The 21,139-nt window shown below is 75.9% G+C and carries 19 protein-coding genes; 16 read left to right on the plus strand and 3 right to left on the minus strand.

The annotated features are described in order from the left end of the window. Window positions 1–3 precede the first annotated feature (3 nt). Window positions 4–1,224 (minus strand): glucose-1-phosphate adenylyltransferase, encoded by a 1,221-nt coding sequence (glgC, locus tag BMW27_RS21275; RefSeq protein WP_091448163.1) that lies wholly within the window; start codon window positions 1,222–1,224, stop codon window positions 4–6. 74 nt (window positions 1,225–1,298) lie between these two features. Between glgC and glgA the strand changes: the two genes are divergently transcribed. From glgA to BMW27_RS21355, 16 genes are all read left to right on the plus strand, one after another. After that, window positions 1,299–2,471, plus strand: coding sequence for a glycogen synthase (gene glgA, locus BMW27_RS21280; RefSeq protein WP_091448378.1), 1,173 nt, complete (start codon window positions 1,299–1,301; stop codon window positions 2,469–2,471). A gap of 168 nt (window positions 2,472–2,639) precedes the next feature. Further along, window positions 2,640–3,704, plus strand: coding sequence for a hypothetical protein (locus tag BMW27_RS21285; RefSeq protein WP_091448165.1), 1,065 nt, complete (start codon window positions 2,640–2,642; stop codon window positions 3,702–3,704). A gap of 60 nt (window positions 3,705–3,764) precedes the next feature. Further along, complete coding sequence (locus BMW27_RS21290; protein ID WP_091448380.1) at window positions 3,765–4,520, plus strand: GAF domain-containing protein; 756 nt, start codon at window positions 3,765–3,767, stop codon at window positions 4,518–4,520. Between the two features lie 177 nt (window positions 4,521–4,697). Beyond that, a complete protein-coding gene (locus BMW27_RS21295) occupies window positions 4,698–5,123 on the plus strand; it encodes a response regulator (RefSeq protein WP_091448168.1) in 426 nt (141 codons plus the stop codon). A gap of 207 nt (window positions 5,124–5,330) precedes the next feature. Then, entirely contained in the window at window positions 5,331–6,008 is a 678-nt protein-coding gene (locus tag BMW27_RS21300) for a response regulator transcription factor (protein ID WP_091448170.1), read from the plus strand. A 25-nt stretch (window positions 6,009–6,033) separates the two neighbouring features. After that, on the plus strand, window positions 6,034–7,332 hold the full coding sequence (locus BMW27_RS21305; protein ID WP_175486606.1) for a sensor histidine kinase: 1,299 nt from the start codon (window positions 6,034–6,036) through the stop codon (window positions 7,330–7,332). A gap of 135 nt (window positions 7,333–7,467) precedes the next feature. Then, a complete protein-coding gene (locus tag BMW27_RS21310) occupies window positions 7,468–9,528 on the plus strand; it encodes a multicopper oxidase domain-containing protein (protein ID WP_091448175.1) in 2,061 nt (686 codons plus the stop codon). Further along, complete coding sequence (locus BMW27_RS21315) at window positions 9,525–10,184, plus strand: hypothetical protein (RefSeq protein ID WP_091448176.1); 660 nt, start codon at window positions 9,525–9,527, stop codon at window positions 10,182–10,184. Before BMW27_RS21310 ends, BMW27_RS21315 begins: the two co-directional genes overlap by 4 nt. Continuing rightward, the gene (gene lepB, locus BMW27_RS21320) at window positions 10,181–10,804 is read left to right on the plus strand and encodes a signal peptidase I (protein WP_245743788.1); all 624 of its coding nucleotides are present in this window, start codon (window positions 10,181–10,183) and stop codon (window positions 10,802–10,804) included. Before BMW27_RS21315 ends, lepB begins: the two co-directional genes overlap by 4 nt. 116 nt (window positions 10,805–10,920) lie before the next feature. Beyond that, window positions 10,921–12,000, plus strand: coding sequence for a spore photoproduct lyase family protein (locus tag BMW27_RS21325; protein ID WP_091448179.1), 1,080 nt, complete (start codon window positions 10,921–10,923; stop codon window positions 11,998–12,000). Window positions 12,001–12,096: 96 nt separating this feature from the next. After that, window positions 12,097–13,761, plus strand: a complete 1,665-nt coding sequence (locus tag BMW27_RS21330) for a SpoIIE family protein phosphatase (RefSeq protein ID WP_091448181.1) — start codon at window positions 12,097–12,099, stop codon at window positions 13,759–13,761. Between the two features lie 135 nt (window positions 13,762–13,896). Continuing rightward, window positions 13,897–15,399, plus strand: coding sequence for a phytoene desaturase family protein (locus BMW27_RS21335; protein WP_091448183.1), 1,503 nt, complete (start codon window positions 13,897–13,899; stop codon window positions 15,397–15,399). Between the two features lie 200 nt (window positions 15,400–15,599). Further along, window positions 15,600–16,547 (plus strand): hypothetical protein, encoded by a 948-nt coding sequence (locus BMW27_RS21340; RefSeq protein WP_091448186.1) that lies wholly within the window; start codon window positions 15,600–15,602, stop codon window positions 16,545–16,547. Next, window positions 16,541–16,918 (plus strand): GntR family transcriptional regulator, encoded by a 378-nt coding sequence (locus BMW27_RS21345; RefSeq protein ID WP_091448190.1) that lies wholly within the window; start codon window positions 16,541–16,543, stop codon window positions 16,916–16,918. The genes BMW27_RS21340 and BMW27_RS21345 overlap by 7 nt, the downstream gene beginning before the upstream one ends. 78 nt (window positions 16,919–16,996) lie before the next feature. Then, window positions 16,997–17,368: a PadR family transcriptional regulator gene (locus BMW27_RS21350; protein ID WP_091448193.1), complete on the plus strand. Its 372-nt coding sequence runs from the start codon at window positions 16,997–16,999 to the stop codon at window positions 17,366–17,368. Further along, window positions 17,361–18,035: a hypothetical protein gene (locus tag BMW27_RS21355; RefSeq protein WP_091448195.1), complete on the plus strand. Its 675-nt coding sequence runs from the start codon at window positions 17,361–17,363 to the stop codon at window positions 18,033–18,035. The genes BMW27_RS21350 and BMW27_RS21355 overlap by 8 nt, the downstream gene beginning before the upstream one ends. 72 nt (window positions 18,036–18,107) lie before the next feature. On the opposite strand, the gene BMW27_RS21360 is transcribed toward BMW27_RS21355, so the two are convergent. Together BMW27_RS21360 and BMW27_RS21365 are read right to left on the minus strand one after the other, a co-directional pair. Beyond that, complete coding sequence (locus BMW27_RS21360) at window positions 18,108–19,550, minus strand: hypothetical protein (protein ID WP_091448198.1); 1,443 nt, start codon at window positions 19,548–19,550, stop codon at window positions 18,108–18,110. Beyond that, window positions 19,550–21,052: a leucyl aminopeptidase family protein gene (locus tag BMW27_RS21365; protein ID WP_245743790.1), complete on the minus strand. Its 1,503-nt coding sequence runs from the start codon at window positions 21,050–21,052 to the stop codon at window positions 19,550–19,552. Before BMW27_RS21365 ends, BMW27_RS21360 begins: the two co-directional genes overlap by 1 nt. Window positions 21,053–21,139: the final 87 nt, after the last annotated feature.

The following is a 21,139-nucleotide window of genomic DNA, read 5'->3' on the forward strand; positions in this document are numbered from 1 at the left end:
CGTTCAGCGATGGGCCCGGGCACCCTTGCCGAGGACCGTCACGCCGCCGGAGCTGACGTGGTAACGCTCGCGGTCGGCGGCGAGGTCGACGCCGATGCGGGTCCAGTCCGGGACGACGACGTTCTTGTCGAGGATGGCCCGCCGGACGTAGGCGCCCTCGCCGACGTACACGCCGTCCATCAGCACGCTGTCCTCGACCCGCGCGCCCCGCTCGACACGCACCCCCGGCGAGACGACCGAGTTGTGCACCGAGCCGCCGCCGATGATCGCGCCGGCACTGACCATCGACTCCTCGGCCCGTCCGCCGAGCACGAACTTGGCGGGCGGCTGCTGCGGCGGCAGGGTGAGGATCGGCCAGCGGTCGTTGTAGAGGTTGAAGATCGGGGTGACCGACACCAGGTCCATGTGGGCGTCGAAGTAGGAGTCGATCGTCCCGACGTCGCGCCAGTAGCCCTGGTCCCGCTCGGTGGCGCCCGGGACGACGTTGGTGGAGAAGTCGTAGACCCAGGCGTCCCCGGCGTCGGCGAACATCGGCATGATCGAGCCGCCCATGTCGTGCGCCGAGCTCTCGTCCTCGCCGTCCTTGCGCAGCGCCTCGAGCAGGGCGTCGGTGGAGAAGACGTAGTTGCCCATGGAGGCGAAGCTCTCCTCGGGCGAGTCCGGCAGCCCCGGCGGGTCGGCCGGCTTCTCCAGGAAGCCGCGCACCCGGCCGTCGGCGTCGGCGTCGATGACGCCGAACTCGGTGGCCTCGTGACGGGGGACCCGCAGCCCGGCGATCGTCACCCCCGCGCCGGTCCTCAGGTGCTGGTCGATCATCTGCGCCGGGTCCATCCGGTACACGTGGTCGGCGCCGAAGACGACGACGATGTCGGGCCGAGCGTCGTAGATGAGGTTGAGGCTCTGCAGGATCGCGTCGGCGCTGCCGGTGTACCAGCGCGGGCCGAGACGCTGCTGCGCGGGGACCGGGGTGATGTAGTTCCCGAGCATCTGCGACAGCCGCCACGTCGTGGTGATGTGCCGGTCGAGGCTGTGGCTCTTGTACTGGGTGAGCACCGCGATCTGCCGGATCTCGGCGTTCACCAGGTTGGACAGGACGAAGTCGATGAGCCGGTAGTTGCCGCCGAAGGGCACCGCCGGTTTGGCCCGGTCCTGCGTCAGGGGGGCCAACCGCTTGCCCTCACCGCCGGCCAGGACGATGCCGAGAACCCGAGGACCGCCACGCATGGGTCGCAACGTATCCGCTGTTCGCCGCGGGCGCTCCACCGCGGTGCGCGCCATTCACCCCTAGGGTGACCTGCGTGCGCATCGGCATGGTGACCCGGGAATGGCCGCCGGACGTCTACGGCGGCGCAGGCGTGCACGTGGAGCACCTCGCGGCGGCGCTGCGCGCGCTGCCCGACGGGCCCGACCTCGACGTCCACTGCTTCGGCGGACCGCGGGCGGACGCGACCGGGCACGAGGTCCCCACTGGGTTGCAGGGCGCCAACGGCGCACTCCAGGCGCTCGGGGTGGACGTCGAGATCGCCGGGGCGCTGGCCGGTGTCGACCTGGTGCACAGCCACACCTGGTACGCCAACGGCGCGGGCCTGTTCTCCTCGCTGGTGCACGGCACCCCGCACGTGGTGACGGCGCACTCCCTGGAACCGCGCCGGCCGTGGAAGGCCGACCAGCTGGGCGGGGGCTACCGGCTGTCCTCCTGGGTGGAGCGCACCGCCTACCTCGCCGCCGACGGCGTGGTCGCGGTCAGCAACGGCATGCGCGCCGACGTGCTCGACGCCTACCCCGACCTCGACCCGGCGCGCGTGCACGTCGTCGGCAACGGGGTGGACGCCGAGGCCTACCGGCCGGTGCACGACCCCGACGTCGTCCGCTCGCTCGGCGTGGACCCCGACCGGCCCTACGCGCTGTTCGTCGGCCGGATCACGCGGCAGAAGGGCGTCGTCCACCTGCTGCGGGCGGCCGAGCAGCTGCCGGCGGACGCCGGGCTGGTGCTGTGCGCCGGCGCCGCCGACACCCCGGCGGAGCGCCAGCAGGTCGCCGACGCGGTCGCCGAGCTGCAGTCCCGGCGGGATGGCGTGGTGTGGATCGAGGCGATGCTGCCGCGCGAGCAGCTGGTGCCGCTGATCACCGGCGCGACGGTCTTCGTCGTGCCCTCGGTGTACGAGCCGCTGGGCATCGTGAACCTGGAGGCCGCCGCGTGCGGCACCGCCGTCGTCGCCAGCGCCGTGGGCGGCATCCCCGAGGTGGTCGCCGACGGCCGCACCGGCCTGCTGGTCCCCTACGACCCCGACGCCGTCGACGCCTTCGAGGCGGGCCTCGCCGAGCGGGTGACCGAGCTGCTGCACGACCCGGAACGGGCCACCCGCATGGGCGCCGCGGGTCGCGAGCGGGTGCTGGCCGAGTTCGGCTGGCCGGCGATCGCGCGGCAGACGGTGGACGTCTACGCCGCGGTCCTGGCCGCCCGGGGCTGAAGGAGGACCACCCCCCTCCCCACACCTCGCAGGCTCGGCGCGGGCCCCCGGAGGGTGGCGGTTCCAGCACGTCACCGAGCTCGTGGCGGGCCCCTGCAGGGGGCCGCGGACCTCCCGGGATGATCGGGCCCCGGCGCGCCACCTGGGCCGCGTCGGGAGGGAGCACCGTTGTCGCAGGCCGTCGCGCCCGTCGTCCAGGTCGGGCTGGTCGCCGCCCCCGGGGCACCGGCCGAGCTGGCCGGCTGGCTGGCCGGGGAACTGGGCACCGAGCTGGCCGCGGCGCACCCGCAGGTGCGCTGGGACGTCCGGGCGGTCGAGGACGGGCTGGTGCAGCCCCCGGCCGACGACGACGAGATCGTCGCGGCCACCCGTCAGCGGCTGCTCGCCGAGGACTGGGACCTGGCCGTGGCCCTCACCGACGTCCCGCTGGAGGTCGACCGGCGGCCGGTGGTCGGCTCGGCGAGCCCGGTGCACGGCGTCGCGCTGCTGTCGCTGCCGGCGCTCGGCGCGGTCGGGCTGCGCAAGCGGGCACTGCAGACCGCGCTCGGGCTGGTGCGCACCCTGCTCGGCACCCCGGAGGACGGCGACGCCGACGACCACGCCGCGATGGGACGGCGGCTGCGCGAGCTGGCCACCGACCCGGCCGACGCCACCGCGGGCGTGGCCTTCACCGCCCGCGTGCTGACCGGCAACCTGCGGCTGCTGCTCGGCATGGTGCGGGCCAACCGGCCGTGGCGCCTGGCGGTGCGGCTGTCCCGGGCGCTCACGGCGGCCATCGCGGCCGGCGTCTTCGCCCTCATCACCGCCGACATCTGGCGGTTGGCCGACAACTCCGGCTGGCCGCGGCTGACCGTCGTCGCCGTCGGCTCGGTGGCGGCCGTCGTGGCCACGCTCGTGGTCGGGGCGCAGCTGTGGGAGCGGCCGCGCTCGCCCCGGGTGCGCAAGCAGGTGCTGCTGTTCAACGTGGCGACCACCGCGACCGTCGTCATCGGCGTCCTCACCTTCTACGTGGTGCTCTTCGCCCTCGCCCTCGTCGGCGCGCTGCTGCTGGTCGTCGGGCCGCTGTTCGCCGAGGGGCTGGGACACCCCGCGTACCTGTCGGACTACCTGGAGCTGGCCTGGCTCACCTGCTCGCTGGCGACGGTGGGCGGTGCGCTCGGGGCCGGGCTGGAGTCCGACGAGGCGGTGCGGGAGGCCGCCTACACCTACCGGTCGGAGCAGCCGGCGCACTGATCCGGCGCCGCGGCAGACCCCGGCACCCCTGTTGCCCGGGCGTGCCGGATCATCGTGGTCGTGTCGTCGATCGCCGAGCGCTTCCGCGTCGCGCTGGAGGACGTCCGCGAGCCCCGCCTCGCCGTCCCCGAGCTGCTCCCGGTGCAGCTGGCGCGCGCCTGCGCCCGGACGCTCGGGGTGGATGCCGCCGGGCTGAGCGTCACCGCCGGCGAGGAGGGCCGCGCCCCCCTCGGGGCCAGCTCGGCGACCGCCGACCTCGCCGAGCGGCTGCAGTTCACCGCCGGGGACGGTCCGTGCACGTCCGCGCACCGGGACCAGGAGCCGGTGTTCGCGGCGTCGGCGGACCTGCAGCGCCGCTGGCCGGCGTTCGCCCGGCTGCTGGCCCAGCACACGCCCTACCGCGCGGTGGTCGCCCTGCCGATCGGCGAGACGCTGGCCGGCCCGGGCGCCCTGGACCTCTTCTTCACCGACGAGGCGGCCGTCCCCCGGCTCGACGTCTTCGAGGCCATGGCCGTCGGCGACCTGACCTGCGCGGCGCTCGGCGACGCCGCGGTGTGGGCACCGTGGTCACCGCGCGGCGGGCCGGCGTGGCTGCACGGTCCGGCCGCCCAGCGCCGGGCGCTGGTGTGGACGGCGATCGGCCGGGTCGCGATGGCCCAGGACACGACCGCGCCAGCGGCCCTGGACGTGTTGCGGGCCGCGGCCGCGAGGACCGGGCGCACGGTGGACGAGCTCGCCGGGGACGTCGTCGCCGGCCGGCTCGACCCGACCGTCCTGCCGGCACCGGACGACCTCCCGCCGGCCCCTCGGGGCTGATCGACGAGTCGGCCGGGTCGTCGCCCGGTCCCGGAGCCCCCGAGGTGGGGGGTCGGCTCCCCCCGGGGTCGGGCTGTCCCCGGCCGTGGGCGGTCGGCAGACTGACCGGGTACCGCCAGCAGCGGCACGGCGGCCGGTGGACACGACCGCCACGGAACGGCGGGATGGAGGCGCGGCGTGATCACTGTCCTGGTCGCGGACGACCACGCTTTCGTCCGCGACTCCCTGGTCGAGCTGTTCACCGCCAGCGGCGACCTCACGGTGGTGGCCGAGTGCGAGGACGGGGCGCAGGTGCTCGACGTGGCCCGGCGCACCCGACCCGACGTCGTCCTCCTGGACCTGGCGATGCCGCGGGTCACCGGCCTGCAGGCGGCCCGGGAGCTGCTCGCCGACCGCCCCGAGTCGCGCGTCGTCGTCCTGACCGGCTCGCTCACCCCGGCACTGGTGCGGGAGGCGCGCGAGATCGGCGTCGTGGGGTACCTGCTCAAGGGCGATGACCCCGGCGCCCTGCCCGGCCACGTGCGCACGGTGGCCGCCGGAGGAACCGCCTGGAGCGATGCCGCCGCCTCGGCGACCACCGGCGACGGCGGGCGCGGTCGCTGAGGCCTCACCCCGGAGGGTGAACCCGCGGACACGCACAGGCACCGCGCCCTGTACGCAGAGTCGTGACTCGCTCGCAGGTGACGCAGGAGACCGGGACCTTCGTCCCATAGGGGTGTAACGGCCCTGGTCAGTCGGCCGTGAGTCAGGTCCCATGATCGGGCTCCCCCGCAGCGGCGGCCGGGGCACGGGACGACAACGGGGGTTCCCATGAGGCTTGCCCAGCTGGAGCGGCCGACCGACCTGGCGCGGGTGCTGGTGGTCGACGACCACCGCACGTTCGCCGAGCTCCTCTCCGGGGCGTTGGCGTCGGCCGGGATGGACGCGATCGGCACCGCCCACTCGGCGGCGCAGGCCGTGGCCATGGCGCAGGACCTGCAGCCCGACATCGTGGTGATGGACATCGAGATGCCCCGGCAGGACGGGCTGGCGGCCACCCGCCGCATCCGCGAGGTCGCGCCGGACGCCGTCGTCGCCGTGGTCACCGCCCACCGCGACCCCGACTGGGTCGTCCGCGCCGCGCAGGCCGGCGCCTCGGCGTTCATCCCCAAGGACGGCTCCCTGGCCGAGATGATCGACGTCCTCTCCCGCGTGCAGCCGGGACAGATGCTGGTCGCCCCCTCCACCTTCGCCGGTGGCGCGCCTCGCACCTCCTCGGCCGGGAACCGGGGCGCGGTGCCGCAGCTGACCCGGCGCGAGCAGGAGGTGCTCGACTGCCTGGGTCGCGGGATGCAGGTCAAGGCCATCGCCCGGGTGCTCGGCATCACGCTGGAGACCTGCCGCGGCTACGTGAAGTCGCTGCACGCCAAGCTCGGTGTCCGCTCCCAGCTGGAGGCGGTCGTCAAGGCCCAGCAGCTGGGGCTCCTCAGCGCTGCGGATGAGCGCTGAGCCCGGTTCCTCCTCCGCGGGACCCGTGCCCGCCCGTCGTCGCACCGTCTGGGGCCGTGAGCTGGCGGCCTTCTGCGCCACCGCGCTGCTGGTCCTGCTCGCCGTCTCGGCGGGCACGGTCTGGCTGAGCGAGCGCATCGCACGGGCGAACGCGCTGGAGGAGGCCGAGCGCACCGCGCAGCGGCTGGCACAGTTCCTGGTCGAGCCGGCGCTGGCCGAGGCAGCGACCGGCGCGCCGGGGCGGTTCGACGAGCTCGACAGGGCCGCGGAGAACCGGATGAGCGACGGGTCGGTCGTCCGGATGGTCGTCTGGCGGGCGACCGGCGAGGTCGTCTGGGCCACCGAGCCCGAGCTCCTCGGCCGGGAGTTCGACCCCTCCGACGGGGTGCTGGCCGCGATCGGCGGCGACACCGTCGCCGAGGTCGACGAGCGACCGGAGACCACGGCCGACGGCGAGCCGCAGGCGCTGCTGGAGGTCTACACCCCGCTGGCCGGACCCGGTGAGCAGCTGGCCTTCGAGGCGTACCTCGCCTACGACGGCATCGCCCGCCAGGCGGCGCGGCTGCGCGGCCAGATCATCCCGATGGCCATCGGGGCACTGGTCGTCCTGCAGCTGGTCCAGGTGCCGATCGCGACGTCCCTGGCCCGCCGGGTGCGCCGCCAGGAGGCCGAGCGGACGGCGCTGGTGCAGCGCAACGTCGAGGCCTCGGACCGGGAGCGGCGGGCGATCGCCGCCGACGTGCACGACGGGCCGGTGCAGGACCTCGCCGGGGTGAGCTACGCGCTGTCGGCGCTGCGCGGCAGCCTGCCCGAGGAGCGACAGCCCACCGCCGACAAGCTGGTGGGTGCCATCCGGCACGCCGTCCAGTCGCTGCGCCGGCTGATGATCGACATCTACCCGCCCGACCTCAGCGGGCCGGGCCTGGGGGTGGCGATCTCCGACAGCGCCGAGCCGCTGCGCGCGGCCGGCATCGAGGTGCTCATCGACGCCGCCCCGCTGCCGGAGACGCCTCCGGAGGTGACCGCGGTGCTGTACCGCACCGCCAAGGAGGCGCTGGCCAACGTCGCCCACCACGCGCAGGCCAAGCGCACCTGGATCACCCTCGAGGAGACCGCGCTGCGCGGCACCCCCGCGGTGCGCCTGGAGGTCGCCGACGACGGCGTCGGCTTCCCGGCATCCACCGACAAGCGCGCCGAGGGCCACCTGGGGCTGGCCCTGCTCCGCGACCGGGTGGTCGACCTCGGCGGGACGGTGACCCTGGGTGATCGTCTCGGCGGTGGCGCACTGCTGACCGCTGTGGTGCCACTGCACCACGGACAGTGACGCCACGAGCGTCTGACCTGCACGGACCCCCCAAATGCGGGAGCCCCCCGCCCCCCTCGTTCCGGCTGTGACGAGGGGGGCGGACGCGGGAGTGTTCCTCCACCGATCACCAGCGGTAAGTGAGGAGCACCCCCGATGGAGACGCCGAGCCTGAACCGCCGCGACGTGCTGAAGGTGTCGCTGGCCGGGACGGCGGCCATGGCCCTGCCGTACCAGGCCGTCCTGTCGGCGCGGACCGCCTCGGAGCTCGACTCGAAGAAGATGCCGCGGCCCTACGTCGCCGCCTTCACCGCGCCGCCGGTGCTGGCGCCCTACCGCTCCGACGACAAGCCGGGCAACAGCTACGGCGCCGTCCCGGGCACCGGCGCCCCGATCGTCGGCGCCGCCTACACCGGCACCGACTACTACAAGATCGAGCAGAAGCCGACCCAGGTCGAGCTCATCAAGGGCATCAAGACCACGATGTGGGGCTACAACGGCCTGGTCCCGGGGCCCACCATCCGCGTCTACCAGGACAGCTACGTGACCACCGGCCAGAGCCGCCGGGTCGTCATGCAGCAGATCAACAACCTGCCGGCCAAGCACCCGACCATGGGCTACGTCCCCTGGACCTCCACCCACCTGCACGGCTCGCCGTCCAAGCCGCAGTTCGACGGCTACGCCGGCGACCTCACCGACCCGGGTGAGTGGAAGAACTACATGTACCCGAACAACTGCTCGCCGCGGACGCTCTGGTACCACGACCACGGCGTCCACCACACCGCACAGAACGTGTACATGGGCCTGGCCGCCCAGTACCACCTGGTCGACGAGCGGCTCGAGCGCGACCTCGGCATCCCCCGGTACGACCGGGAGAAGGCCCGGCTGGGCCGGCCGCAGTACGAGTTCCCGCTGATCATCAGCGACGTCATGTTCGCCAGGAACGGCCAGCTGATGTGGGACGACGACGGGGAGTCCGGCCTCTACGGGGACGTGATCCTGGTCAACGGGGTGCCGTGGCCGACGATGAAGGTGGAGCCGCGCAAGTACCGCTTCCGGGTGCTCAACGGCTCACTGGCCCGCGGCTACACGCTCAAGCTGAGCAACGGCAAGCCGTTCCAGGTCATCGCCACCGACGGCGGCTTCATGCACGCGCCGCAGACGGTGACCACGCTGACGATCGGCATGGCCGAGCGCTACGAGATCGTCATCGACTTCGCCGACCTGAAGGGCACGAAGGTCCAGCTGCTCAACGGCGGCGTCAAGAACGCGCGGGACTACGACCACACCGGCAAGGTGATGCAGTTCGAGGTCGGGCACACGGTCACGAGCACCGACGGCAACACCGTGCCGCGCACCCTCGGCGCCCCGCACCCGGTGATGGCGCTGGACCCCGCCGAGTCCAGGGCCACCCGCCGGATGCGCCTGGAGCGCAGCAACGGCCTGTGGGTCATCAACGGCGAGACCTGGGACGACGTGGTGAAGAGCAGGTACGAGCACGTCTTCGCCGCGGTCGAGCCCCGCAGCACCGAGATCTGGGAGGTCGAGAACTCCTCCGGTGGCTGGTTCCACCCGCTGCACGTGCACCTGGTCGACTTCCAGGTCCTCAGCCGCAACGGCCGCCCGCCGCGGCCGGAGGAGCTGGGCCCCAAGGACGTCGTCTACGTCGGCGAGGGCGAGACCGTCCGCCTGCTCCTGCACTTCGAGCACGAGGAGGGGCGGTACATGATCCACTGCCACAACCTCTCGCACGAGGACCACGACATGATGACCCAGTACCAGGTGGGTCACCACGACATCGACTGCGACTCGATCAACACCTGCCCGCCCACGCGCGGCACGCCCGACGACTTCGAGTCGGCCGACCCCGACGAGGTGCTCAAGGCGTACGAGAAGGCGCTCGAGGAGCAGGCCGAGGCGGCGGAGGAGGCAGCCGAGCAGGTCGCCGAGACGCCGCCGGCGGCCCCGACGACGGGCACCGGGACCACGGGCACCGGGACGACGACGGCCACCGGGACCACGGCCACCGGGACGACGACGGGCACCGGGACCGCGGGTACCACCGCCACGACGGCACCGGCGGCCCCGAGCTCCTCGGCTGCGGCACCCACCACGTCGGCTCCCGCCCGCCGCGGCGCCAGCACGACGCCGACGCCGACCCCGGCGACGACGCCGGCCCCGGTGACCACCACCGCGCCCCGCCGGCGGACGCGGTGACCGCCGTCGCCGACGCCCCGGCCGCTCCCCGGGTCGAGCTGAGGGCACGTCGCAGCAGCGCCCGGTGGCAGCTGGTCGCGGCGCTCGGCCTGGCCACCGCCGGCGGGCTGCACGTGGCCGCCGCGGTCGACCACCTGTCCGCAGGCCAGCTGGCCGTCGGGTTCTTCCTGCTCACCGCGCTGGCCCAGGCCGCGCTGGCTGCCCGGCTGGTCCTCGGCGCCTGGGCCGGCACCCGCCCGGACCGGCACCTGGTGGCCGTGGCGCTGCTCGGCACGGTCGGCCTGCTGGGCCTCTACGTCGTCGCGCACACGACCGGGCTGCTGGATTCCTTCGCCGTGCACGACGCCGCGGCGGCCGGGCACCTGCACGACGTCCCCGGCCGGCTGACCACGGCGGTCGACCCGGTGACCGGCGTCGAGTTCGCCCGGGGCATGCCGCTGGGCTCGTCCGGGCCGGTGGCGATGGACGGGCTGTCTGCGTCCTCCGGCGGGCACGGCCCCGAGGCCGTCGGCACCGCGGTCGTCACCGCCGAGCTGCTGGCCGTGGCTGCCCTGGCCGCGCTGCTGCCGACGTCCTGGCGGCGTCGCACGCTCGACGCCCTGCTGGTCCTGGGCGGGTCCGCGTGGGCACTGTGGCTCACCGGCGTCCTCGGGTGAGGACCGCCCCCCGAACCGCCGTCGCGGTCTCCGGTGACCCCCGCACCGGAGACCGCGGCGGCTCCCCCCGGCACCGGGCCCCGCGGTCCGGCGGCCGGCCCGGGCAGCGGCTGCGCGACGCCGTCCTGTGGGTCGCGGCCGGGGCGGCGCTGCTGCTGGTGGCGGCCACGGCCGGCTTGCTGCCGGTGCAGCCCATGCGGGTCGACTCCGACAGCATGACGCCGACCGTCGCCTCCGGTGACCTGCTCCTCGTGCGGCACGGGCAGGGGCCGGTGCGGCGCGGCGACGTCGTCGCCGTGACCGCCCCGCTCGACGACGGCCTGCTGGTCAAGCGGGCCGTCGGGGTGGGCGGGGACGAGGTGGCCATCGAGGACGGCGTCCTGGTGGTCGACGGGACGCCGGTGTGCGAGCCGGCGATCGACCCCGCCCGGCTGGACGGCGTCTGGTTCGGGCCGGTGACGGTGCCCGAGGGCCAGCTGTTCCTGCTGAGCGACTCCCGCGACGGGTCGGTCGACTCCCGCTCCTTCGGCCCGGTGCCGACCTCCTCGCTCGTCGGCACCGTGACCGCCCGGCTGTGGCCCCACCCGGGGTCGCTGCCGTCGCCGTCGGCCGGCTGCTGAGAACCCGCCGCGACGCGTCGACCAGGGGGAACACCGCGTGCGGGCGCGGCGCTGCACCCGTCGTGGGAAGCCCTGCTGCTCCGTCGTCCGCCGCCCGCCCTGCCGCACCGCCCCCCGTGCCCCGCTCCGCCGACGCCCTCTCCCGCCTGCTGCAGGTGCGCCAGGTCTACGCCGAGCCCGCCGCCCTGGCCTCACCGCGCGGGCAGCAGGTGCTGGCCCGCTTCCCCGCCGCCGAGGTCGTCGAGGTCCCCTCGCACTGGAAGATCCCCGAGCTGCACGGCAACGAGGGCAACGTCGAGCGCTGGGTGCGGGTGAAGTCCGAGACGCTGGTGCTGGGCGTCAAGAAGTCCCTGACCGCCCGGCCAAACGGCCGCTCGGCGAACTGGATCGCGCCGTCGACGGCCAACGGCTGTGCCATGGCGTGTTCCTACTGCTACGTGCCGCGGCAGAAGGGCTACGCCAACCCGATCACCGTCTTCACCAACATCGAGCAGATCACCGGCTACCTCCGCCGGCACGTGGCGCGGCAGGGTCCCAAGACCGAACCCGACCAGTGCGACCCGAACGCCTGGGTCTACGACCTCGGCGAGAACAGCGACTGCTCGGTCGACGCGCTGGTCAGCGACAACGTCGCCGACCTGGTCGAGACCTTCGCCGAGCTGCCGACGGCCAAGGCGTCCTTCGCCACGAAGTACGTCAACCGGCAGCTGCTCGAGCTCGACCCGCGTGGCCGGACCCGCATCCGCTTCTCGGTGATGCCGGAGGACGACGCCAAGGTCCTCGACATCCGCACCAGCCGGGTCGCCGAGCGCATCGCCGCGGTCGACGACTTCGTCGAGGCCGGCTACGAGGTGCACCTCAACCTCTCCCCCGTCGTGCTGCGCGAGGGCTGGGAGGCCGACTGGGCGCAGCTGCTCCGCCGGCTGGACGACGAGCTCTCCCCCGCGGCCAAGGCCCAGGCCGCCGCGGAGGTCATCCTGCTCACGCACAACCGGGACCTGCACCAGGTCAACCTGGGCTGGCACCCCAAGGCCGAGGAGCTGCTGTGGCGCCCGGACCTGCAGCAGCCCAAGCGCAGCCAGAACGGCAGCTGGAACGTGCGCTACCGCAACGACGTCAAGCGCGCCGGCGTGACCCGGGTCCAGGAGCTCATCGCGGCGCACGCGCCGTGGCTGCGCATCCGCTACGCGTTCTGACCCGGCACGCGCTGCCGACATGTCGACAGCCCGTGCCGAGACGCTGACGCAACGTGTGGTTTCCTGGAAGCCCGCCCCCAGGGAAGAGGTGAGGGGATGGCACTGGACCACGACGCCGCGGTGATCGCGCCGTCTCTGCTGTCCGCGCTGCCGGACGCGGTCGTCGTGGCCGACCGGCAAGGCCGCATCGCCTACGTGAACCCCGCGATCCGGACGTTGCTGGGGCACGAGCCGGCCGACCTGGTGGGCGGGCCGCTCACCGTGCTCATGCCCGAACGCCTCCGGCGGGGTCACGGGGAGGGCTTCGCCCGCTACGCGGCCACCGGCCACGGCAAGCTCGTGGGGGCGACCACCCAGCTCCCCGCCCTGCACGCCGCCGGCCACGAGGTCGCGATCGACCTCACCCTGTCCCGGCTGCCGCAGGCGGCCGATGACGGGCTCGTGGTCGCCGTCCTGCGTGACGCGAGCACGACGATCCTGCTCGAGCGGCAGTTCGAGGTCAGCCGCTACCTGGCGGCGACCCTGCGGGTCACCGCGGCGCTCACCGAGGCGCCCGACGCCGACGTCGCCTTCCGCGACCTGCTGCCGACGCTGTGCACGGAGCTGGACTGGGACGCCGCCACCCTGTGGGAGCCCGACGGCGCCAGCCGCCGGCTGCACCACGTCGGCACCTGGACCACCCCCGGCTCGGCGGCGCCGGCCCTGCACGCCGCCTCCCACGCGCACCGCATCGGCCGCGGCGAGCCGTTGCCGGGCCTGGTCTGGTCCCGCCGGGAGCCGGTCGTCATCGAGGACCTGTGGGCCGAGCCCCGCCTCACCCGGCTCTCGGCCGCCCGCACCGACGGGCTGCGGACCGGCGTGGCCTTCCCGGTGGTGCGCGGCGACGAGCTGCTCGGGGTGTGCGAGCTGTTCTCCCACGAGCAGCGGCCGGTACCGGACGAGCTGCTCGACGTGCTCGCCCACGCCGGCCGCCAGATCGGTCAGTTCCTCGGCCGGCTGCGCGCCGAGTCCGAGGTCCGCAAGCTGGCCGACACCCTGCAGCGCAGCCTGCTGCCCTCGCACCTGCCTGCCATCCGCGGCGTGGAGCTGGCCGCCCGCTACCGACCCGGCGGCGGCGGCGGGCTGGTCGGCGGCGACACCTACGACGTCATGCCGCTGCCCGACGGCCGCTGGATGGTGCTGATCGCCGACGTCTGCGGCACCGGCGCCGAGGCGGCTGCGGTCACCGCGCTGACCCGGCACACCGCCCGCGCGGCGGCCAGCCCCGCGGCCGAGACCACGGCCGGCCCGGCCGACGTGCTGCGCGCGGTGAACGCGGCGCTGCTGCGGGCGCACACCGGCGGCCCGCTGCGCTTCGTCACCGCGGTCTGCCTGGTGCTCTCCCCCGGTCCCGGCGGTGTGTGCGCGACCGTCGGCGTGGCCGGCCACCCGCTCCCGGTGCTCGCCTGTCCCGACGGTCCGCGGGAGATCGGGGTGCCCGGCCGCCCGCTGGGCATCTCCCCCGACCTCGACGTCCCGGTGGTGCAGGTCGAGCTGCCGCCGGGGACGACGATGGTGCTCTACACCGACGGTGTCACCGAGGCCCGCGACGACACCGGTGCACAGTTCGGCGAGGACGGGCTGCACCGGGTGCTCGCCACGGGTTGCCGGGACGCGGAGGCGACCGTCGAGGCGGTCACCGCCGCGGTGGAGGACCAGCTGCGTTCCTCCCGCTACGAGGCCGACGACCTCGCCGTCCTCGCCTTGTCGGTACCTGCGTGAACCGTTCCCCCGGGACGGCGAGATCTGCACACCCGCTGCCATCAGGCCGCTGAAGACCGCCAGTGTGCAGACCTCGCAGGGCCGTGGCGGCTCCGGCCGGCTCGCTCGTCGTCGGGGTCGCCGTACCGTGGCGGCGTGGCTCGGGTGGCGGTGGTGGGCGCCGGACTCGGTGCCCTCGCGGCCGCGGCCCGGCTGGCCGCCCTCGGCCACGCGGTGACCGTGCTGGAGCAGGCGCCGCAGGTGGGCGGCAAGCTCGGCTGGTACGCCCGCGACGGGCACGGCTTCGACACCGGGCCGAGCCTGGTCACCCTCCCGCAGCTCTACCGCGACCTGTTCGCGGTCACCGGCGGGCCGCTGGAGGACGCCGTCGACCTGGTGCGCCTGGACCCGGCCGTCGCCTACCGCTTCGCCGACGGGACACGGCTGTCGGTGCCGGGCCACGCGGCTGCCGTCCCCGGCGCGCTGGACGCCGCACTGGGGGCCGGCAGCGGCGCCCAGTGGTCGGCGCTGATGGCCCGGGCCGCGGCGATGTGGCGGATCACCGAGCAGCCGTTCCTTCGGTCCCCGCTGGCCGGGGCGGCCACGCTGGCCCGGCTGGCGCTCAGCGGCTCCGACGTCGCGACGGTCGCGCCGTGGCGCACGCTGCGCGGCCTGGGGACGGCGTACCTGCGCGACCCGAGGCTGCGCACGCTGCTCGACCGCTACGCCACCTACTCCGGCTCCGACCCGCGGCGGGCCCCGGCGGTGCTGGCGACCGTGCCCCATGTCGAGCAGGCCTTCGGCTCCTGGTACGTGCGCGGGGGGCTGCGCCGGCTGGCCGGGGCGGTGGCGCAGCGGGCGGTCGAGCGCGGCGCCGTCGTGCGCACCGGGACCCCCGTGGAGCAGGTGCTGGTGGAGGGGGGCCGGGCCGCGGGTGTGCGGCTGGCCGGCGGCGAGGTGCTGCGGGCCGACGTCGTGGTCTCCGGCGCCGACGCCGCGGCGCTGTACGCCGATCTGCTCCCCACCTCCCGCCCGACCCGGCGGGTGCGGCACGACCTGGCCCGGAGCACGCCGTCCCTCTCGGGGTTCGTGCTGCTGCTGGCGCTGCGCGGGCGGACGCCGGGACTGGCGCACCACACGGTCCTCTTCCCCGACGACTACGACGCCGAGTTCGACGCGGTCTTCGGTGTCGGCCGGTTTCGCGGCGCCCCCCGGCCGGTCGCCGACCCCACCGTGTACGTCAGCGCGCCCGACGACCCGGCGACCCGGCCGGACGACGCCAGCGAGTCGTGGTTCGTGCTGGTCAACGCGCCGCGGCACGATCCGGCCGGCGGGGTGGACTGGGACGCCCCGGGGCTGGCCGACCGGTACGCGCGGCAGGTGCTCGAGGTCATGGCCCGCCGCGGCCTCGACGTCCGCGACCGGGTGCGCTGGTGCGTCGTCCGCACCCCGGCCGACCTGGAGCGCGACACCCGCAGCGTGGGCGGCTCCATCTACGGGACGTCGAGCAACGGCGCCCGGGCGGCGTTCCTGCGGCCGGGCAACGCCTCGCCCGTGCCCGGGTTGTTCCTGGTCGGTGGCTCGTCGCACCCGGGCGGTGGCCTGCCGCTGGTGGCGCTGTCGGCGGAGATCGTCGCCGGCCTCGTCGGTCCGGCCTGACCCCGGCCCTCCTCAGCGCACCGGCCGACCCACGTGGGTCGAGCCGTCGCGTGGTGGCGGCGGCGCGGACAGCACCACTCCCCGCCGTGAGCATCCGGGAGCGCTGCCGCCGGGGACCGGACCCGTCCGGTGGCTTGCCGACCACCACGCCCTTCAGGCATAGTTGTTCTAGTAGAACTAGAACAACCTGGAGGTGTCCGGTGCAGCGCACGCTCCCCGTGACCGTCGGGGCGCCGCTCCTGGCAACGGGCGCGGTGGCCCTCGCTGCGCTGGCCTGGCGGGACCGGTTCCCGGCAGGGGTGGCCTCGCACGTCGGTCCCGGCGGACTCGTCGACGACGTCACCACGACCGGGACGTTCGCCGCGACGGCGCTGACGATCGGCGCCGGCCTGGCCGTGCTGTGGGGTCTGGTGGCACGCAGCGTGCGGAGCAACCCGACCGGGCTGCGGGTGCTCGCGGCCGCCTCGGTGGGCTCGGCCGCCGTGCTCGCCGCCGGCCCCGCGGTCCTGCTCGTGACCAGCCTCGACCGCGGCAGCGTCCTGGGGGAGCCGGCACCCGCCTGGCTGCTGCCGGTGGTCGTCCTGGCGCTGGCCGCGGGGAGCCTGCTCGGGTGGGCGCTGGCGCGGGTGCCGGCTCCGGCCGAGACGCGGCAGCCCCCGCCGCCGGACGCACCCCGGGTCGAGCTGCCGGCAGGCGGTCGCGCCGTGTGGACCCGCGTGGTGGTGGCCCGCCCGGTGCTCGTCGGCGCCGTGGCGCTGGCCGCCGTGGGCGTGGCGCTGTCGGCCACCGTCAGCCCCGGCGCCGGCGTCCCCGCGCTGGTCGTCGCCGCCCTGCTGGCCCCGACCACCTCCGTCCGCGTCACCGCCGACCACGCCGGGGTGAGCGTCCGCGCGACCCTCGTCCCGCGTCCCCGCGTGCACGTGCCGCTGAGCCGCGTGGTCCGCGCCGGGCGGTCCGACGTCCGGGCCCGGGAGCTGGGCGGCTGGGGGCTGCGGGTGCGCGGCGAGCGGACGGCGGTCCTCCTCCGGAGCGGCGAGGCGCTGGACCTGGAGCTCGCCGACGGCTCCCGCCTCCTCGTCACCGTCGACGACGCCGCGACCGCCGCCGCCCTGGTCAACACCCTCGCCGAGCGGAGCCGGGTGTGCTGATCGGGATCGACCCGGCCGCGCAGGTCCCGCTGGGCGACCAGGTGGCCGCGGCGGTCCGCCGGAACATCGCCACGGGCGCGCTCGGCCCCGGCGACCGGCTGCCGGCGGCCCGCGACCTCGCCGTCTCGCTCGACGTCAACGTGCACACGGTGCTGCGCGGGTACCAGCTGCTGCGGGACGAGGGACTGATCGAGCTGCGCCGCGGCCGGGGAGCGGTCGTCAGCGCGGCCGCGACGGCGGACGGAGCGGAGCTGGCCGAGGCCACCGGCCGGCTGGTCGCCGCGGCACGCCGGCTCGGCCTGGCGGAGGCGGACGTCCTGGAGACCGTGCGGCTGGCGCTGCGCCGGCCCACGACCGCGCCACCCGGCTGACGGCCCCGGCCCCGCGCTCCCCCCGCGACACACCGCGGGTGCGCGGCGCACGGGCCGTCGACCGCTACCTTGTTCTGCATGAGTCCGCCGGTGGAGCGCCGCTCGCTCGTCCTGCGCGGCGTGCTGGACCTCTGCCTGCTCGCCCTGCTGCAGGACCAGCCCGTCTACGGCTACGAGCTCACCGAGCGGCTGGCCGACCGCGGCCTGCCCGTGGCCGCCGGCTCGACCTACCCCCTGCTGGCCCGGCTCGAGAAGGCCGGGTTGGTGGTCACCGACCAGCGGCCGTCGCCGACCGGTCCGCCGCGCAAGTACTACTCGCTGTCGGGCGCCGGACGGGCCGCCCTCGATGCGGGCCGCGCCGAGTGGCTCGACGTCGCCGGCGCCGTCAGCGGCCTGCTGTCCCCCGCACTCGCCTCGCCCGCCGTCCCCCAGGAGGTCTCCCGTGCCTGACACCGCCGTCCGTCCCGACCCGACGCGGGAGCGGCAGGCCGCGCTCACCGAGGCCGACCGCGCCTGGCGCCGCGCCGGCGTCCGGGCCCGGGACCGCGCCACCCTCGCGCGGGAGCTGGAGGCCGAGCTGATCGGTGCGCAGGACGACGCCCGCCCGGTGCGGGCCGTCCTCGGGGAGGACCCGGCCGCGACCGCACGGCAGTGGGCCGAGGAGCGTGGGCTCACCGGACGCGCCCTGCGCCTCGGGCTGCTGCTCCCGATCGCCCTCCTCGGCGTGCTGGCGGGCTCCACCGTCACCCTCGTCGACCTCGGGGTGGGCTTCACGACCGGCCACGGCTCGGGGCACGCCGCCGTCGTCCTGACGGTCTGGGCCACCAGCGTCGTGCTCGCCGTCCTGCTGGCCGCCCTGGGGTGCTGGGCCGCGCTGGCCCGCCTGGGCGATCCGCGCGCCGCCGGCACCGCGGGCTGGGTGGCCGGCCTGCTGCCCCTCGGTGGCGGCGTCGCGGCGGTGGCCGGCGCGGTCACCGCCGCGACCCAGCACTTCAGCGTCCGTGCGGAGACGTTCGTCGCGGTGGGCGTCGTCGTCCTCGCCGTGCTGGCCGGGACCGTCGTCCTGGCCCGGCTGCTCGCCGTCCGGCTGGTGCGCCGGGAGGACCCGACCGGCTGAGCGAGGACCCCCACCCCACCATCGGCCTCCCCGCAGGGGCCCGCCGCGGACGTGCGCACGGTGGGGGGTCCTTCAACTGCGGGCGGCGCCGTAGCCGAGCAGGGCCGCCAGGCCCAGCGCGCTGCGCGGGGCGTAGGCCGCCCGCCACAGCCCGCCGTGCACCGCCGCGTACGCCTCGTCCTGCCACGGCTGCTCGTGCGCGGGACCGCCACCGGTGTGCAGGTCGTGCACCAGCAGTGCGGCCATGAGCACGTTGGACGTCGCCGGCTCGAACACCTCGACGCCGAACCGGTGCGCGCCTGCGTAGGCCGCCGCGAGGGCGCGGTTCTTCAGCACCGAGCGGGTGCGGGTCGGCGGCGCGACGTTCATCGACACCGTCGTCCCGGCGGCCCGCGCAACCGTCGCCCGCCACCGCTGCAGCCGCTTGGCCAGCGCGTAGTTCGGCCCCTGCTGGGCCACCAGGCTGTCCAGGACGCCGGGGTCGCTGCCCGGCAGGTACGCGCGCTGCAGCAGCCGCCCGGCCGACAGCGTCCGCAGCGGCCGGCCCAGCAGCTTCGCCGCCCGCGACCGCCCGGCGTAGGCGCGCACCGACTGCGCCACCGCGTCCGGCGGGACGGCGAAGACGTCGGTCGGCGTGGCGAGGAAGGCCAGCGCGACGTCGTTCCGGGCCGCGGCCAGCCGGACGGTCAGCGCGTCGACGGCCGTCGACACCCGCACGTTGGTGGCCCCGTCGGCGTAGACGTAGTCGCCGAGCACCAGGCGCCCCGGCAGGCCGGTCAGCCAGTCGGCGACGGCCGGCACCTCGGTGATCAGGTCCGCACCGACGTCCTCCCCGGCGACCGGGTACAGCAGCGTCCCGGCGCCGCGGCGGGCGGTGTCGAGCACCCGCTCCCACAGCTGTGGGCGGGGCAGGTCCACACCGGCCACCCGGGCGCCCCAGCGCAGCAGCGCGGTCAGCGGCCCCATCTCCGCACCGGCACCGAGCACGACGACCGTGGTGTCCGGCAGCGCCAGCCACTCCGGGTGCGCGACCACGGTGCGCACCGCCTCGGCGGCCGAGGGCTCCACGACCCCGTTCTCCACCCAGGCGTCGAGCCGGCGCAGCAGCGCGTCGCCGCGCAGCCGCTCGCCACGGAAGGGCAGCGACAGCTCCCGCTCGGGCTCGGCCGTGCCGGTGACCTCCGCCGTGCCGAGGACGCGGCCGGCCGGTGCGGCGACCAGGTCGCCGAGCGCGGTCTCCGCACCGTCCGGGGCGGCCACCCGCATCCGCCGGTGCAGCGAGGCCAGCCCCGCATCGGCGATCGCCAGCGCCGCCTCCCGCGAGGCGATCCCGGCCTCGACCAGCCGGCGGAAGTGCGGCAGGTAGCCGGCCCGCCAGTTCGTCTCCCGCTCGGCTGCGCCGGCACCGGCCGGGTCGACCGGCCGCAGCGCGTCGGCGACGACGGCGCGGCCGAGGGCAGCGGTGCTGCGCCGGCCGTCCGGCCCCGCCGGGAAGACGACGCCGAGGTCCGCCATCAGTCGACCACCGAGGACGCGTCGACCGGCGCGCCGGCCTCCAGCCAGCGCAGCAGGGTGCGCGCGCCGAACCCGGTGCCGCCCTTGACCACCTCGGCCTCGTCGGACCCGGCGCGGGCCGGCCCGGCGACGTCCAGGTGCGCCCACGGCAGGTCCCCGGCGAAGGGTCGCAGGAACAGCGCGGCGGTCGTGCCGCCCGGGTTGCCCGGGGCGTTGTTCGCGTCGGCCACGGCGCTGTCGAGCAGGTCGGCGTGCTCCTCGGCCAGCGGCATCCGCCACACCGGCTCACCGGCGTGGCCGGCGGCGGTGCGCAGTGCGTCGGCCAGCCCGTCGCTGGTCGCGTACAGCCCCGCGGTGCGGGTGCCGAGGGCGACCTTCATCGCCCCGGTCAGCGTGGCGACGTCGACCAGCACCGTGGCGCCCAGCTCCAGGCGCCCCCACGCCAGCCCGTCGGCGAGCACCATCCGGCCCTCGGCGTCGGTGTTGAGCACCTCCGTGGTCCGGCCGCCGACGTGCCGCACCACGTCGCCCGGGCGGTAGGACGAGCCGGAGACGGCGTTCTCCGCGGCCGGGACGACGGCGGTGACCGTCACCGGCAGCTCCAGCCGGGCCGCGGCGTCGACCGCGGCCAGGACGGCGGCGCCGCCGGCCATGTCGGTCTTCATCTCCCGCATGCCGGCGTTGGGCTTGATCGAGATGCCGCCGGTGTCGAAGGTGATCCCCTTGCCGACCAGCACGACGTGCGCGGCCCCGGCGCCCGGCGGGCGGGAACTGGCCACGACCACCCGGGGCGGGCTGGCCGAGCCGCCGCCCACGGCGAGCACGCCACCGAAGCCGCCGGCCCGCAGCTCCTCGGGGCCGAGCACGGTGACCGTCACGTGCGGCAGCCCGCCCAGCCGCTCGACGGCCCGGTCGGCCAGCCAGGCCGGGTCCTTGGTGTTGCTGGGGGTGTTGACCAGGTCCCGGGCCCAGGCGACCGCGGAGGCGGTGACCTCGCCGGCCCGCGCGGCGGTGGTGACCGCCGGGTCCGTGCCGTCGGCGACGACGACCGTGACGGTCTCCAGCCGCGGCGGGTGCGGCGCCGAGGTCTCCCGGAAGCGGTAGCCGGCCAGCAGCGCGGCCTCGACGGCGACGCGCACCTCCTCCGCACCCGCGGGGGCGGCCGGCTCGTCCAGCGGCAGCACCAGCCGGCGCGCGCCGTGCTCGGCGAGGGTCTGCGCGCGGCGGACGGCGGTGGCCACGTACCCCCGCAGGTCCGGCAGCGTCGCGTCGCCGATCCCGACGGCGACCACGCTGCGCGGCCGGCGGCCGGGGACCGGCAGGTTCGTGACGTTCCCCGGGCGGCCGGTGTTGCCGGTGTCGGCCAGCGCGCCGGCGAGCAGGCCGGTGTCGACCGGTGCGCCCGCACCGGTCAGCCACGCGGGCAGCGTGGCGCCGCTGCCCACCGGCACGGCCAGGACGTCGTCCTCGCCGAGCGCCGGGAGTTCGGTGCGGACCTCCACGCGCGGCAACGGCGCGGCCCCGGTCGCCGGCGTGCTGCCGGCGGCCGGGGCCGCGTCGTCCTGCGCGGGACTGCCCGGGGGCAGGTG

Source organism: Geodermatophilus poikilotrophus, assembly GCF_900111455.1.
GTDB lineage: Bacteria > Actinomycetota > Actinomycetes > Mycobacteriales > Geodermatophilaceae > Geodermatophilus > Geodermatophilus poikilotrophus.